At 57.7% G+C, this 16,022-nt stretch carries 14 protein-coding genes; 7 read left to right on the top strand and 7 right to left on the bottom strand.

The annotated features are described in order from the left end of the window. The first annotated feature begins 2 nt into the window (after positions 1-2). Together ACRDD5_RS12925 and ACRDD5_RS12930 are read left to right on the top strand one after the other, a co-directional pair. Positions 3-1,256: an oligosaccharide MFS transporter gene (locus ACRDD5_RS12925; protein WP_271284529.1), complete on the top strand. Its 1,254-nt coding sequence runs from the start codon at positions 3-5 to the stop codon at positions 1,254-1,256. A gap of 28 nt (positions 1,257-1,284) precedes the next feature. Continuing rightward, positions 1,285-2,472, top strand: a complete 1,188-nt coding sequence (locus ACRDD5_RS12930; protein ID WP_438676983.1) for a glycoside hydrolase family 88 protein — start codon at positions 1,285-1,287, stop codon at positions 2,470-2,472. Positions 2,473-2,510: 38 nt separating this feature from the next. On the opposite strand, the gene lysM is transcribed toward ACRDD5_RS12930, so the two are convergent. From lysM to qseB, 5 genes are all read right to left on the bottom strand, one after another. Beyond that, positions 2,511-2,951, bottom strand: coding sequence for a peptidoglycan-binding protein LysM (lysM, locus tag ACRDD5_RS12935; protein WP_271284531.1), 441 nt, complete (start codon positions 2,949-2,951; stop codon positions 2,511-2,513). 99 nt (positions 2,952-3,050) lie between these two features. Next, positions 3,051-3,365: a putative quinol monooxygenase gene (locus ACRDD5_RS12940; RefSeq protein WP_271268157.1), complete on the bottom strand. Its 315-nt coding sequence runs from the start codon at positions 3,363-3,365 to the stop codon at positions 3,051-3,053. A 29-nt stretch (positions 3,366-3,394) separates the two neighbouring features. After that, positions 3,395-3,976 (bottom strand): NAD(P)H-dependent oxidoreductase, encoded by a 582-nt coding sequence (locus ACRDD5_RS12945; RefSeq protein ID WP_271268156.1) that lies wholly within the window; start codon positions 3,974-3,976, stop codon positions 3,395-3,397. A 106-nt stretch (positions 3,977-4,082) separates the two neighbouring features. After that, a complete protein-coding gene (gene qseC, locus ACRDD5_RS12950) occupies positions 4,083-5,432 on the bottom strand; it encodes a quorum sensing histidine kinase QseC (protein ID WP_438676984.1) in 1,350 nt (449 codons plus the stop codon). Then, positions 5,429-6,088 carry a quorum sensing response regulator transcription factor QseB gene (qseB, locus tag ACRDD5_RS12955; protein WP_438676985.1) on the bottom strand — a complete coding sequence of 220 codons (660 nt, stop codon included), beginning with the start codon at positions 6,086-6,088 and terminating at the stop codon, positions 5,429-5,431. The genes qseC and qseB overlap by 4 nt, the downstream gene beginning before the upstream one ends. Positions 6,089-6,238: 150 nt before the next feature. Here qseB and ACRDD5_RS12960 point away from each other — a divergent pair, with 150 nt between their 5' ends. The 5 genes from ACRDD5_RS12960 to ACRDD5_RS12980 all read left to right on the top strand — a co-directional run bounded on the left by ACRDD5_RS12960 (position 6,239) and on the right by ACRDD5_RS12980 (position 13,686). Then, complete coding sequence (locus tag ACRDD5_RS12960) at positions 6,239-6,643, top strand: YgiW/YdeI family stress tolerance OB fold protein (RefSeq protein ID WP_438676986.1); 405 nt, start codon at positions 6,239-6,241, stop codon at positions 6,641-6,643. Positions 6,644-6,761: 118 nt separating this feature from the next. Next, the gene (gene parC / locus ACRDD5_RS12965) at positions 6,762-9,020 is read left to right on the top strand and encodes a DNA topoisomerase IV subunit A (protein WP_438676987.1); all 2,259 of its coding nucleotides are present in this window, start codon (positions 6,762-6,764) and stop codon (positions 9,018-9,020) included. Between the two features lie 121 nt (positions 9,021-9,141). Beyond that, on the top strand, positions 9,142-9,879 hold the full coding sequence (plsC, locus tag ACRDD5_RS12970) for a 1-acylglycerol-3-phosphate O-acyltransferase (RefSeq protein ID WP_271284537.1): 738 nt from the start codon (positions 9,142-9,144) through the stop codon (positions 9,877-9,879). Positions 9,880-9,937: 58 nt separating this feature from the next. Further along, a complete protein-coding gene (gene ftsP, locus ACRDD5_RS12975; protein WP_438676988.1) occupies positions 9,938-11,350 on the top strand; it encodes a cell division protein FtsP in 1,413 nt (470 codons plus the stop codon). 161 nt (positions 11,351-11,511) lie between these two features. Then, positions 11,512-13,686: a YgiQ family radical SAM protein gene (locus tag ACRDD5_RS12980; RefSeq protein WP_438676989.1), complete on the top strand. Its 2,175-nt coding sequence runs from the start codon at positions 11,512-11,514 to the stop codon at positions 13,684-13,686. Positions 13,687-13,737: 51 nt separating this feature from the next. Here the strand turns inward: ACRDD5_RS12980 and dkgA are convergent, their stop codons facing one another. Both dkgA and yqhD read right to left on the bottom strand, forming a co-directional pair. After that, a complete protein-coding gene (gene dkgA, locus ACRDD5_RS12985; protein WP_271284539.1) occupies positions 13,738-14,565 on the bottom strand; it encodes a 2,5-didehydrogluconate reductase DkgA in 828 nt (275 codons plus the stop codon). 105 nt (positions 14,566-14,670) lie between these two features. Then, entirely contained in the window at positions 14,671-15,834 is a 1,164-nt protein-coding gene (gene yqhD / locus ACRDD5_RS12990) for an alcohol dehydrogenase (protein WP_438676990.1), read from the bottom strand. Between the last annotated feature and the right edge of the window lie 188 nt (positions 15,835-16,022).

Raw genomic sequence — 16,022 nt, forward strand, 5'->3', positions numbered from 1 at the left:
GTATGAGTAACAAAACTGAATATTACAAAATCAGCAGTTTTATTTTTCTCTATTTCTTTACCTGGTCCGCCAGTATTGGCCTGTTGGCCATCTGGCTTGGACAAAAAGCAAATCTCAGCGGCTCGGTGATTGGCACTGTATTTGCGGTAAACGGCATCTTCTCGGTGATCCTGAAACCGATCTACGGTTATATTCTGGATAAGATCGGTATGAGCAAATATCTGCTCTATTTCGTGGTGGCGATGTCGGCCCTGATGGCACCGTTCTTTATCTACGTTTACCAGCCGCTGTTAATGTCCAACACCCTGCTGGGGATTATTATCGGCGCACTCTATTTAAGCTTTGCCTGGTATGCGGGCGTGGCGGCGTGCGAATCCTATTCCGACCGTTTCAGCCGGCTTAACGGCATGGAGTTTGGCCAGATCCGCATGTGGGGATCGCTGGGCTGGGCGGTGGCGTCCTCGTTCTCGGGTCTGCTGTTTAACCTCTCACCGTCGTACAACTTTATTATGGGCAGCGTGGCTTCGGTCATTATGCTTATCGTCCTGTTGAGCCTGAAAGTGAACACTAACTCCGTTCATGCCGACGAGGTGCTGACCAAAGAGAAAATCGCCCCGTCAGATGTCTATGCCCTGCTGCGCAGCCGCAAGTTCTGGGCCTTCTGCCTGTATGTGGCGGGCGTGGCGTGGATGATGTTTATCGCCGAGCAGCAGTTCTCCCGCTATTTCGTCACCTTCTTCGACGATATTCATCAGGGCAATGCGGTATTTGGCTATCTGGGTACCGTCCAGTCCGGAATGGAATTCGTGATGTATATGGTGATCCCGCTGTTCGTCAATTTTATTGGTGCCAAGCGCGGGTTATTAATTGTTGGGCTGGTGGTCGGTGCGCGACTGATTATTTCCGGGATGTGCGATTCCCATCTGTTAATTTCGGTGCTGAAACCGCTGTACGGTCTGGAAATCTGTCTGCTGCTGGTGTCGGTATTTAAATATATCGCCGAGCATTTCGATAAACGGGTTAACGCCACCATGTATTTGCTGGGCTATCAGGCGATGCTGTATGTCGGCAACGTGGTGGTCTCCTCCCCGGCGGGTTATCTGTATGACCGCATCGGTTTTGAGCAGACCTATATCATCATGGGCGCAACGGCGCTGACCTTTACGGTTATATCTGCCTTTACGCTGTCGGCCTGTCAGAGCAAATGGCGCGGCACCCGGGCGCTGAACGTGTCAGAGCAACCGTCATCACATTAATTTTTGCCGTCAAAGAAGGAACCGAAAAATGTTAAATCATATCGCCCTGGAGCCGCTGACTGATATTCCCGTGCCGGTCGAGGCTTGTGCGTTCAACGACGAATTACGTTCGGCGCGCAGCCATATCCTCGAGCTGATTAGCCGTCATTTAACCGAGTTCGGTGAGCAGTTCCCGGCCGAAACCTGTCAGGACGGTTACTATCCGCTGACCGAAAATGTCGAGTGGACCACCAGCTTCTGGACCGGCCAGCTGTGGCTGGCGTGGGAGATGAGCGGCGACGAGAAATTCCGCGCGATGGCGGAGAAGCACACCCGCTCGTTTGGCGTGCGCATCGCCAGTCGTCATGACACCAATACTCACGATCTCGGCTTTTTGTACACGCTCTCCTGCGTGGCAGCCTGGCGACTGACCGGCGACCGCGAGGCGCGCGGCTTCTCGCTGCTGGCGGCTGAAGCGCTACTTGAACGCTTCCATGAGAAGGCGAAGATCATCCAGGCGTGGGGGGATCTGAGCGATCCCGAGCAGGCCGGACGAATGATCATCGACTGCAACATGAACCTCCCCCTGCTGTACTGGGCGACCGAGCAGACCGGCGATCCGCGCTTTGCCGATGCGGCGCAGGCCCACGTGATGCAGGCAGCGCAATATCTGATTCGCGAAGACGCTTCAACGTTCCACACTTACTATATGGATGTGAAAACCGGCGCGCCGCGCTACGGCAACACTCAGCAGGGCTATGCGGATGACTCCTGCTGGTCACGCGGCCAGGCGTGGGGGATTTATGGCTTCCTGCTGAGCTACATCTATACCGGCGACAAAACGATGATCGACCTGTCGAAACGGCTGGCGAATTACTTCCTCAACCGTCTGCCGGAAGATTACGTCTGCCACTGGGATCTGGCGCTGGTGGGTACCGACGCGCTGCGCGATTCATCGTCGGCGGCGATTGCGGTGTGTGGCCTGCTGGAGCTTGTAAAACAGCTGCCGGTCACCGATCCGGACAGAGAGCGTTATCAGGCGTGGGCGCAGGGCATTATGTCCTCGTTGACGAAGCACTATCTGATGGGCAAAACGGAGAAAGGTAACGGCGTGCTGAAGCACTCGGTTTACCATCTGGCCAGCAATAAAGGCGTGGATGAATGCGCGAGCTGGGGGGATTACTTCTACGTCGAAGCACTGGTGCGTTGTACTCAGAGCTGGAAGCTGTACTGGTAAACAGAACGGCCCTCTTTGCGAGGAGAGGGCCGCAACGGTCAGGCTTTCGGAATACGCAGCGTCTGCCCGGGATAAATTTTATCGGGGCTCGAGAGCATAGGCCGGTTAGCTTCAAAGATTTTGTTGTACTGCGAGGCATCGCCATACACGGTTTTAGAGATGGCGCTGAGGGTATCGCCGGATTTCACCGTGTAGTAAGTGGCTTCGCCGCTGGTGTCACTGGCGGTGATATTGTTTTCCACCTCGCTGACGCCCACGATATTCCCCACGGCAATCTGGATTTTCTCTTTTTGTTCCTGCGTCAGCCCGTCGCCGGTGACGCTGGCTTTACCGTCGGTCACATTGACCTGCACCTTATCGGCACCCGGTATATTGAGTTTTTTAAGATGGTCTGCGACTTTATCGCTTTGCCCTTTGTGGTCCGTCAGGTTGTCCCACAGTTTTTCACCTGCCTCTTTTACGAAGCTGAAAATACCCATTTCGTCCTCCGGTTAGCAAACACGTAAGACTATAAGCATAGCAGGTGAGCTTAAAAGTAGGCCGGGCAAACGCAGTGCTGCCCGGCGTTACCACAAAACTTAAACCCCTTGCTCCAGAATACGGATATGGGTTTCCAGAACATCCCCTTTCACCGCTTCGCTCCACGCTTTCATGTGCGGGGTTTGCAGGTGGGCTTCCAGATGGGCCACGGTTTCCCACTGCTCAACCATGATGATTGAGTCCGGGGCGGTGGTCTGGAAGCTGACGCCTGCGGCAGTGTCTACCATCGGCGCGTAGCCGTGGCAGCCCGCTTCGTCTAAAACGGCCGGGATAATTTTAGCAAACTGATCCAGCACCGCCTGACGGTGATGTTGGCCAGGACGGGTACGGATTTCAGCAATTACGGTAAGCATGGTCCACTCCTTATGATTCCAGCTTCCAGTTAAGCAAAAATTTCCGTCAGATGCTTGCGGTATTCTGCGATATAGCGCGGCACGTCCGGCATTTTGATCACGTCGTTGGTGATAAAGGTCGGCAGTGCTTCCATGCCCAGGAACTGGTTCGCTTTGTGGAACGGCAGATAAACACCGTCAACACCCACGCCGTGGAAGAACTGGTCTTCGTCGGTGAAGGCGTCCATTGGGGCGTTCCAGGTCAGGGAGAGCATGTATTTTTTACCCTGAATCAGGCCGCCTGAACCGTATTTTTTTGAGGCGTCTGAGCGGGTGCGGCCATCGCTGGCGTACAGCGAGCCGTGACCTTCGGTAAAGACATCGTCCATGTACTTTTTAATGGTCCACGGCGCGCCCATCCACCAGCCCGGCATCTGCCAGATCACCACGTCAGCCCACAGGAAGTTCTGCACTTCGGCCTTGATATCGTACTCGCCGTCGGTGCGCACGACCTTAACATCATGCCCGGCGTCGCGCAGGAACCCGTCCGCGACCTCGGTCAGGGTGTCATTCAGCTGGCCGTTGGAGTGCGCAAATTTTTTCGCACCGTTGATAATCAGAATGTTGCTCATAATGTGACCTCGCAGGAAAGAGTATGGCGACGATTCTACGCGCGACAGCGGGGCGGTAAAATGAGCAAAATGTGTAAAGTCTTTTGCTCTGTGCGCAATAATCACCCTACCAGCTAATGTGTGCTTCAAAGCCCCCGTGGTCGGCATTGCCCAGCGATACCGTCATCCGGTGCAGGGCGGCAATCCGCTTGACGATGGATAAGCCCAGCCCGCTGCCGGTTTGCTGCTGGCCCGGCGGGCGATAGAAGCGCTCGCCAACGCGCGCCAGCGCCTCGGGGGCGATCCCCGGCCCGTTATCCCGCACGCTAAAGCTTCGCGCATCGAGCGTGACATCCACCACGCTGCCGCGCGGGCTGTAGCGCACGGCATTATCCAGCAGGTTGCGCACCAGCAGGCTCAGCAGCAGCGGTTGCCCGGTATGGCGCGCCTGCGGGGCATTGATCGTCAGGCGGATCTCAATCCCTGCCTGCTGTGCCGGATGGTAAATATCCATCACCGCCGATTGCAGCAGATCGGCCATCGGGATTGGCTCGAGTTCATCGAGGTTAGCCAGCGAGTCCAGCCGCGACAGGGTCAGGAGCTGATCCACCAGACGGGAAGCGCGATCGATACCCGCATGCAGCTGCGTCAGCGCTTTCGCCTGCGCCTGCGGATCGTCCTGCGATAGAAGGGCGACATCGGTCTGCACCTTCAGCGCCGTCAGGGGGCTGCGCAGTTCGTGGGCGGCATCGGAGGTGAAGCGCCGCTCGCGCAGCATCGCCTCCCGGGTGCGGGTGAAGAGATGGTTCAGCGACTCCACCAGCGGGCGCACCTCGGTTGGCAGGCCCGCAGAGGTCAACGGATCGGTGGCATCCGGGGCGCGGTGGCGCAGGCTTTGCGCCAGATTTTTCAGCGGACGCAGCTCGCGGCCGAGCAGCACAACCAGCAGCAGGAGCATCACCGGCAGTGCCACCAGCCATGGCGTCAGCTGCGAGGTGACGATATCCAGCGCCATCTCCTGGCGGTACTCGCGCTCCTGGCCAACTACAATGCGGGTATTCCCGTCGGGCGCGGTCAGCCACAGAAAACGCCATTCGTCGTTATCATCCTGCAAATGGCCGTTATCAAAGCCGTCGCGACCCGCGTGCCAGGCAATATCCCGGCCGTTTTCCCCGTCATGCAGCAGCATTTTTCCGTCGCGGGAGTAAATCGCAAACGCCAGCGCGTCATCGTCCAGATGGCCGTTTTTGGCCTTCTTTGGCATGTCGCGCACCTGAACGGTGCCGTTCAGGGTGCTAAGATCCATCGCCATCAGTCGTTTGGCGAACAGCATCTGCTGGGTGTCGAACAGCTTATCGAGCTTATGGCTGGTCTGCTGCCAGGCCACGACGCTGGCGGCAAACCATGCCCCCAGCGCCAGCAGTAAAAACAGCAGGGTCAGGCGTAGCTTCAGGCTCAAACGTTGCGTCAGTTTCATGCCTCTCCCAGGGTATAGCCGATGCCATGTACGGTGCGGATAAAGCCCGCGCCGAGCTTGCGGCGCAGATGATGGACGTGGACTTCCACGGCGTTGCTGGAGACATCGTCATCCCAGCTGTAGAGCTTCTCTTCGATAGTTTTGCGCGGCAGCACGCGCCCGGCATTACGCATCAGCAGTTCCAGCAGGGCGAACTCTTTCGGCTTCAGGGAAAGCGTTTCGCCGTCGAGGGTGGCGATCATGGCGACCGGATCGAGACTCACCTTGCCATGCTGCAGTTCGCGGCGGGTCTGACCGTGGCTGCGGCGCACCAGCGCTTCCAGGCGGGCCGCCACTTCGATCAGGGCAAAGGGCTTGCAGAGATAATCATCGGCCCCCAGGCGTAACCCCTCCACCCGCTGGTCGAGCGCGTCGCGGGCGGTGAGGATCAGCACCGGCTCGCTGCGTCCGCTCTCGCGCCATGCGCGCAGGATCGTCAGCCCATCGAGCCCGGGCAAGGTAAGATCCAGCACCACCGCGTCATAGGGGGCAGAGAAGAGGGCGCTTTTGCCAGTGGGACCCTCGGTAAACCAGTCGACGAGAAAGCCCATTTTACTCAGCCCGACCTTAATGCCGTCGCCGATAAGCCGATCGTCCTCAACCAGTAAAATACGCATTCCCGCTCCTTGTCATCGCTGTTTACAGGGCAGTAAACCTCTGGAGCGTCATCGCTGTACAGTAAAAAAAATTAAATTTTAGGCTTAAGAAATCGTTAAGGTTTACCCTGTTTAATGGACATCTAAACACGTTGAAAGGGAAAATTACTGATGAAAAAATTCGCTGCAATGGCTGCCATTATGATGATCACCACCGCGCCGGTGTTTGCCGCTCAGGGCGGATTCACTGGACCGTCGGCTGCGCCAACCACCCAGTCCACGACTCAGCAGGGCGGTTTTGTTGACGCTAACGCCAATCTGACCACGGCGGTAAAAGCCAAAGATCTGAAAGACAACAGCTGGGTGAAACTGCGCGGCAACATCGTCGAGCGCCTGTCCGATGACCGTTACCTGTTCCGCGACGTCAGCGGCACGGTCGATGTCGAAATCGATACCAAACACTGGAACGGTCAGACCGTCAGCCCGCAGGATCAGGTCGAGATCCAGGGCAAAGTCGATAAGGACTGGAACGAGTTTGAAATCGAAGTGAAACAGATCACTAAAGTGAATAAATAAGCTGAAAGAGGGCCGGTTTCGCGGCCCTTTTCTTTGTGACTCGACTCGTCAGATAGGGTAGTATCTGCGGCAATATTGCCTGAAACCAACTGGTTTCTGAGTTGAGGGATCCCATTTAATGAGCGATATGGCAGAGCGCCTCGCGCTACATGAATTTACTGAAAACGCCTATCTGAACTACTCCATGTACGTGATCATGGACAGGGCACTGCCGTTTATCGGTGATGGCCTGAAACCGGTCCAGCGCCGCATCGTTTATGCGATGTCTGAACTGGGTCTGAGCGCCAGCGCAAAATTCAAAAAATCCGCCCGTACCGTGGGTGACGTACTCGGTAAATACCATCCGCACGGCGACAGCGCCTGCTACGAAGCGATGGTATTGATGGCACAGCCATTCTCCTACCGCTATCCGCTGGTTGACGGCCAGGGGAACTGGGGGGCACCGGACGATCCGAAGTCGTTCGCGGCGATGCGTTATACCGAATCCCGACTGTCCAAATATGCAGAACTGCTGCTCGGCGAACTGGGCCAGGGCACCGTCGACTGGGTACCAAACTTCGACGGCACCATGCAGGAGCCAAAGATGCTGCCTGCGCGCCTGCCGAACATTCTGCTGAACGGCACCACCGGTATCGCGGTGGGTATGGCGACGGACATCCCGCCGCATAACCTGCGTGAAGTGGCGAAAGCGGCGATCACCCTGATCGAGCAGCCGAAAACTACCCTCGATGAAGTGTTGGATATTGTGCAGGGGCCGGACTACCCGACCGAAGCCGAAATCATCACCTCCCGCGCTGAAATCCGCAAAATCTACCAGAACGGTCGCGGCTCGGTGCGCATGCGCGCGGTGTGGACCAAAGAGGACGGTGCCGTGGTGATCACCGCGCTGCCGCACCAGGTTTCCGGCGCCAAAGTGCTGGAACAAATCGCCGCCCAGATGCGCAATAAAAAGCTGCCGATGGTTGACGATCTGCGTGACGAATCGGATCACGAGAACCCGACCCGTCTGGTGATCGTCCCGCGCTCCAACCGCGTGGACATGGAGCCGGTGATGAACCATCTGTTCGCCACCACCGATCTGGAAAAAAGCTACCGCATCAACCTGAACATGATCGGTCTGGATGGTCGTCCGTCGGTGAAAAATCTGCTGGAGATCCTCACCGAATGGCTGGCGTTCCGTCGCGATACCGTGCGTCGTCGTCTGGACTACCGTCTGGAGAAAGTGCTCAAGCGCCTGCATATCCTCGACGGTTTGCTGGTGGCGTTCCTCAATATTGACGAAGTGATTGAGATCATTCGCGCTGAAGATGAGCCGAAACCGGCGCTCATGTCGCGGTTTGGTATCAGCGAAACCCAGGCTGAAGCGATACTCGAGCTGAAGCTGCGCCATCTCGCCAAACTGGAAGAGATGAAAATTCGCGGCGAGCAGAACGCGCTGGAAAAAGAGCGCGATCAGCTGCAGGCGATCCTCGCCTCCGAGCGCAAGATGAGTAACCTGCTGAAGAAAGAGCTGCAGGCAGATGCCGAAGCCTTCGGCGACGATCGTCGCTCTCCGCTGCGCGAGCGCGAAGAAGCCAAAGCGATGAGCGAGCATGACATGCAGCCGTCCGAGCCGGTGACCATTGTGCTGTCACAAAGCGGTTGGGTGCGCAGCGCCAAAGGTCACGACATCGACGCCCCGGGCTTAAGCTACAAAGCGGGCGACAGCTTCAAAGCGGCAGTGAAAGGCAAGAGCAATCAGCCTGTGGCGTTTATCGACACCACCGGGCGTAGCTACGCCATCGATCCGATTACCCTGCCGTCGGCGCGCGGCCAGGGCGAGCCGCTGACCGGCAAGCTGACGCTGCCGCCGGGTGCGACGGTTGAACACATGCTGATGGAAGGCGATGAGCAGAAGCTGCTGATGGCCTCCGATGCAGGCTACGGCTTTATATGTACCTTTAACGATCTGGTGTCGCGCAACCGCGCGGGCAAGGCGTTAATCAGCCTGCCGGATAACGCGCGCGTGATGGCGCCGCTGCTGATTGAAGACGAGAGCCATATGCTGCTGGCGATCTCGGCCGCAGGGCGAATGCTGATGTTCCCGGTCAGCGACCTGCCGCAGCTATCGAAAGGCAAGGGCAATAAGATCATCAACATCGCCACGGCGGATGCCGCATCAGGGGAAGACAGTCTGGCGCACCTGCTTATTCTGCCGCCGCAGAGCACCCTTACCCTTCACGTGGGTAAACGCAAAATCAAACTGCGCCCGGAAGAGCTGCAGAAAGTGGTGGGCGAACGTGGACGCAAAGGCTCGTTGATGCGCGGTCTGCAGCGTATTGATCGCCTGGAGATCGACTCTCCACATCGCGGCAAAGCGAGCGAAGGCGAGGTGTAATCTCGTTTCTCCCCCGCCGTTCAGGCGGGGGATATCGTCACCACATCCTTTATAAAAACAAAGCAGTTACCCGAATACAGTTGCAGTATAATTGTCAGCTGTTCGGGCTTCAGAGGTCGCTATGCTATTAATTGTTCGTTTAATCCTGGTTGTTATCTACTGCATCCTGGTCTGTATTTTCGGCTGCATTTACTGCCTGTTCAGCCCACGTAATCCGAAGCATGTCTCTACCTTCGGCCATATGTTTGGCCGCCTGGCACCGTTGTTTGGGTTGAAAGTAGAGACCCGTCTGCCCGAAGGGGCAGAGAAGTTTGGCAACGCCATCTATATCTGTAACCATCAAAATAACTACGATATGGTCACCGCCGCTAAAATTGTGCAACCGCCAACCGTCACCGTAGGCAAAAAGAGCCTTCTGTGGGTGCCGTTCTTCGGTCTGCTCTACTGGCTGACCGGCAATCTGCTGATTGACCGCAACAACCGCACCAAAGCGCACGGGACTATTGCAGAAGTGGTCAGCCACTTTAAGAAGCGCAGAATTTCGATCTGGATGTTCCCGGAAGGCACCCGCAGCCGTGGGCGTGGCCTGCTGCCGTTTAAAACTGGCGCGTTTCATGCCGCAATTGCGGCCGGTGTACCGATTATTCCGGTGTGCGTTTCCACCACATCGAATAAGATTAATCTTAACCGCCTGAACAACGGTCTGGCGATCGTTGAAATGCTGCAGCCGGTTGATGTGAGCAAGTACGGTAAAGACCAGGTGCGCGAGCTGGCGGCGCATTGCCGTGAAATCATGCTCAATAAAATCGCTGCACTTGATAAAGAAGTCGCAGAGCGCGAAGCCGCTGGCAAGGTTTAAGCCGGCATAAGGGAAAACGAATTCCCGTGTTGTTAGTACGTTTATACATGGAGCCAATATGTCACTCAGTCGCCGTCAGTTTATTCAGGCATCGGGAATCGCCCTATGTGCAGGTGCGGTTCCGCTGAGGGCAAACGCCGCCGGGCAGCAACAGCCGCTGCCCATTCCGCCGTTACTCGAATCCCGTCGCGGACAGCCGCTTTTCCTGACGTTGCAGCGTACCCACTGGACCTTTACCCAGGGCACGCGTGCCTCCGTCTGGGGCATTAACGGGCGTTATCTCGGTCCGACGGTCCGCGTCTGGAAGGGCGATGACGTGAAGCTGATTTACAGCAATCGTCTGGCGGAAAACGTCGCCATGACCATCAGCGGTTTACAGGTTCCAGGCCCGCTTAAGGGCGGCGCGCCGCGTATGATGTCCCCGAGCGCTGACTGGGCACCGGTTCTGCCCGTTCGCCAGAACGCGGCTACCCTTTGGTATCATGCCAACACCCCGAACCGCACCGCGCAGCAGGTCTATAAAGGGCTGGCGGGTATGTGGCTGGTGGAGGATGAGGTCAGCAAATCGCTGCCCATTCCCAATCACTACGGCGTCGACGATTTCCCGGTCATTATTCAGGATAAGCGTCTGGATAACTTCGGTACGCCGGAGTACAGCGAGCCGGGGAGCGGCGGGTTTGTCGGTGATACGCTGCTGGTCAATGGCGTACAGAGCCCGTATGTCGAAGTGTCTCGCGGCTGGGTGCGTCTGCGCCTGCTGAACGCCTCCAACTCGCGCCGCTATCAGCTGCAGATGAGCGACGGCCGGGCGCTGCACGTGATCGCCGGCGATCAGGGCTTTTTACCTGCCCCGGTCCCGGTAAAACAGCTGGCGCTGGCCCCGGGCGAGCGGCGCGAAATCCTGGTGGATATGACCAACGGCGATGAAGTGTCGATTACCTGTGGCGAAGCGGCGAGCATCGTTGATCGGCTGCGCGGCTTCTTTGAGCCGTCGAGCATTCTGGTTTCAACCCTGGTGCTGACCCTGCGTCCGACCGGCCTGCTGCCGCTGGTGACCGATACCCTGCCGATGCGCCTGCTGCCGGAAGAGATCATGAGCGGTACCGCGGTGCGCAGCCGCGATATCAGCCTCGGTGACGATCCGGGCATTAACGGCCAGCTGTGGGACGTCAACCGCATTGATATTACTGCCCAGCAGGGCACGTGGGAGCGCTGGACGGTACGCGCCGAAATGCCGCAGTCGTTCCATATCGAAGGGGTGAGCTTCCTTGTGCGCAACGTCAACGGGGCGATGCCGTTCCCGGAAGACAGAGGCTGGAAAGACACCGTCTGGATCGATGGGCAGGTCGAACTGCTGGTCTACTACGGCCAACCGTCGTGGCCGCACTTCCCGTTCCTGTTCCACAGCCAGACCCTGGAGATGATGGACAGAGGATCGGTCGGGCAGCTGCTGGTCAACCCGGCACCGTAATTCGCCGGGTAGCGGCTGCGCTTACCGGGCCTACAGGTCCGCAGGCCCGGTAAGCGTAGCGCTACCGGGCTTTAACACGCCCCGCACAATACCCCTTCATTTCCCGTATTAATCCAGCGTATAATCCCCGCCCTTTTGATTATTTTTTCTCCGGAAGCATTATGAGCGCAATATCCTTGATCCAGCCGGATCGAGACCTCTTCTCCTGGCCCCAGTACTGGGCAGCCTGTTTTGGACCGGCGCCATTCCTGCCGATGTCCCGCGAAGAGATGGACCAACTGGGCTGGGACAGCTGCGACATTATTCTGGTGACGGGCGACGCATACGTCGATCACCCGAGCTTTGGCATGGCGATCTGCGGTCGTATGCTCGAAGCGCAGGGTTTCCGCGTGGGGATCATTTCCCAGCCGGACTGGAACACCAAAGATGATTTTATGCGCCTCGGCAAACCGAACCTGTTCTTCGGCGTGACCGCGGGCAACATGGATTCGATGATCAACCGCTACACCGCCGACCGTAAGCTGCGTCACGATGACGCCTACACCGCGGATAACGTGGCGGGCAAGCGTCCGGATCGTGCCACTCTCGTGTACACCCAGCGTTGTAAAGAAGCATGGAAAGACGTGCCGGTCATTCTGGGTGGCATTGAGGCGAGCCTGCGCCGTACCGCGCATTACGACTACTGGTCCGATACCGTGCGCCGTTCGGTGCTGGTGGACTCCAAAGCTGACATGCTGATCTTCGGCAACGGTGAACGACCGCTCGTAGAAGTGGCGCACCGTCTGTCCCAGGGTGAGCCAGTGAGCAACATTCGCGACGTGCGTAACACCGCGATCATGGTCAAAGAAGCGCTCCCGGGCTGGAGCGGGGTCGATTCCCGCATTATTGACATGCCGGGCAAAATCGATCCGATCCCGCATCCGTATGGCGACGATCTGCCGTGTGCGGATAACAAACCGGTTGAGCCGAAAAAAGCCGAAGCCAAAGCCGTGGTGGTTCAGCCGCCGCGTCCGAAGCCGTGGGAAAAAACCTACGTGCTGCTGCCGTCCTTCGAGAAAGTGAAGGGCGACAAAGTGCTCTACGCTCACGCGTCACGTATTCTGCACCATGAAACTAACCCGGGCTGCGCGCGCGCCCTGATGCAAAAGCACGGCGAGCGCTTTATCTGGGTTAACCCGCCGGCGATCCCGCTGTCGACCGAAGAGATGGACAGCGTCTTTGCCCTGCCGTACAAGCGTGTGCCGCACCCGGCGTACGGTGATAGCCGCATTCCAGCGTATGAGATGATCCGTTTCTCGATCAACATCATGCGCGGCTGCTTCGGGGGCTGCTCGTTCTGTTCAATCACCGAGCACGAAGGGCGCATTATCCAGAGCCGTTCCGAAGAGTCGATCGTCAACGAGATCGAAGCGATTCGCGACACGGTTCCGGGCTTTACCGGCGTAATCTCAGATCTGGGCGGCCCAACCGCCAACATGTACATGCTGCGTTGTAAATCGCCGCGCGCGGAACAGACCTGCCGTCGTCTCTCCTGCGTCTATCCGAGCATTTGCGAGCACATGGACACCAACCACGAGCCGACGATCAACCTGTACCGTCGCGCCCGTGACCTGAAGGGCATCAAGAAGATCCTGATTGCGTCCGGCGTGCGCTATGACATCGCGGTAGAAGATCCGCGCTACATCAAAGAGCTGGCGACCCACCACGTGGGCGGTTATCTGAAGATTGCTCCGGAGCATACCGAAGAAGGCCCGCTGTCGAAGATGATGAAGCCGGGCATGGGCAGCTACGACCGCTTCAAGGAGCTGTTCGATACCTACTCCAAACAGGCCGGGAAAGAGCAGTATCTGATCCCATACTTCATCTCTGCGCACCCGGGTACGCGTGATGAAGACATGGTCAACCTGGCACTGTGGCTGAAACAGCGCCGCTTCCGACTGGATCAGGTACAGAACTTCTACCCGTCGCCGCTGGCGAACTCGACCACCATGTATTACACCGGCAAGAACCCGCTGATTAAGATTGGCTATAAGAGTGAGGATGTGGTGGTGCCGAAGGGTGACAAACAGCGTCGACTGCACAAAGCGCTGCTGCGTTACCACGATCCCGCTAACTGGCCGTTGATCCGTCAGGCGCTGGAAGATATGGGTAAAAAGCACCTGATTGGTTCACGTCGCGACTGCCTGGTGCCGTCACCGACGCTGGATGAGATGCGCGAAGCGCGTCGTCAGAATCGCAATACGCGCCCGGCGCTGACCAAACACACGCCGATCGTGCATCAACGTTCGAACGGGACGGCGGGTGCGAAGAAAAGTGTAAAACGTAAGATCGGTTAAACCTGTTGCCCGGTGGCGCTAGCGCTTACCGGGCCTACAGTATCGCACTTACTACCCGCCAAACTGGTCCGGATCCGGCCCTAAACGCTTGCCTTTATCCAGCTTCGCAATCTCGCTCAGCTCGTCTTTATCCAGACGGAAATCCCACACGTCGAAGTTCTCAGCGATGCGCGATGGGGTCACGGATTTCGGGATCACCACTAAACCGCAGTCCAGATGCCAGCGAATCACAATCTGCGCCGGGGTTTTGCCGTATTTGTCGGCCAGTTCGCGGATAATCTTCTGATCGAAAACGCCTTCGCCGCCCTGCGCCAGCGGGCTCCAGGATTCAGTCTGGATCTTGTGGGTCGCATTCCAGGCGTGCAGCTGACGCTGCTGCATCAGCGGATGCAGTTCGATCTGGTTGATCACCGGGGCGACGCCCGTCTCATCAATCAGCCGCTGCAGATGGTGGATCTGGAAATTACACACCCCGATGCTCTTCACCAGACCGGCTTTTTGCAGGTCGATCATTCCATGCCAGGCGTCGACATAGTGATCGATAGCCGGAACCGGCCAGTGCATCAGATACAGGTCGACGAAATCGAGCTGCAGTTTGTCCAGGCTCTCCTGGAGCGCATCGGCCGGACGCTTTTGATCGTCATTCCACAGCTTCGTGGTGATAAATAACTCATCGCGAGGCAGACCGGCGCTGGCCAGTGCGCTCCCCACGCCGGTTTCATTTTTGTATGCAGCAGCGGTATCAATCGACCGGTAGCCGACCTCCAGCGCCTTGTGAATGGCGGACACGACCTCGTCGTTACCGGCTTTCCATACGCCGAGCCCCAGTTGGGGCATTACGCTACCGTCCTGAAGCTTGATTACGGTTGGGTTTGCCATCTTTCCTCCTTCATTTGCTCATCCACCGGGGGCAGGCCCCCGGTGGCGTATGTGCATTAAGCCTGGCCTAAATGCCGAAAAACGAAAGGTAAGATCGAAAATCCCTTAGCGAGCGGCCTCGTAAATGCGACGGCTGACGTCGAGGGTAATGTCGCCATGTTCCCCGATGTGCGTCATCCCGTGTTCTTCAAGTTTTGCCAGCAGGGCAGGGATTGTGCTGCCGTCCAGATCGTAGCCGGAGAGGCGCGTCGGAACGCCCATCTGCTCGAAGAAGTTACGGGTCGCAACGATGGCGGCATCGATACGTTCGTCTTCAGAACCGGTGGTGATCCCCCACACGCGCTCAGCGTACTGCAGCAGTTTGGCGCGTTTGGTGTCGCGTTTTTCGTTCCACAGTGCAGGCAGAACCACCGCCAGCGTCTGGGCGTGATCGAGGCCGTGCATCGCGGTCAGCTCGTGGCCCAGCATATGGGTTGCCCAGTCCTGCGGCACGCCTGCACCGATCAGGCCGTTCAGCGCCTGGGTGGCAGCCCACATCACGTTGGCGCGCACGGCGTAGTTTTCTGGCTCTTTCAGGGCCAGCGGGCCGTCTTCGATCAGGGTCAGCAGAATACCTTCCGCGAAGCGATCCTGGATTTTGCCGTCAACCGGGTAAGTAACATACTGCTCAACGGTATGCACAAAAGCATCCACCACGCCGTTCGCCACCTGACGCGGCGGCAGGGTGTAGGTGTATACCGGATCCAGCACCGCGAAGACCGGCTGGACGTGTTCGTTCATAAAGGCCTGCTTGTCGCCGGTGGTTTTACGCGAAATTACCGCGCCTTTGTTGGATTCAGAACCGGTGGCTGGCAGGGTCAGCACCGAGCCCATCGGGATCGCGCTGTTAATGTCGCTGCCGCCGTTTTGCAGGATCTGCCACGGGTCGATACCGTCCGGGTAGTGGGCGGCTGCGGCGATAAACTTGGTGCCATCCAGCACCGAACCGCCGCCGACCGCCAGCAAGAAGGTGATGTTCTCTTCGCGGGCGATTTTCACCGCGTTCATCAGTGTTTCGTACGACGGGTTCGGCTCGATGCCGCCGAACTCACGCACGTCCAGGCCGTCGAGTGCGGCATACACCTGGTCCAGCACGCCGGTTTTCTTCACGCTGCCGCCGCCGTAGGTGATCAGCACGCGAGCGCCGGTTGGGATCTGCTCGCGCAGGTCGGCGATAGCGCCTTTACCAAACAGAATGCGGGTTGGGGTATGCAGGTTAAAATTGTTCATTGCTCGTTCCCTTAGGTGGGTGAAAAACGTGGCGGCGCAGACGGCTGCCTGATGGTGCTCATTGTGGCGAGCGCAGGCTATCCTCTCAATGCACATTTCTGCCGATGTCTTGCCCATTTCTACACAGTGCTGGAGAAAATGGGTAAACCTGCGCACACTGTCATCATCGGAAACCGTACCCGGACTCA

This window comes from Silvania sp., assembly GCF_051656365.1.
Lineage (GTDB): Bacteria > Pseudomonadota > Gammaproteobacteria > Enterobacterales > Enterobacteriaceae > Enterobacter > Enterobacter hatchlandensis.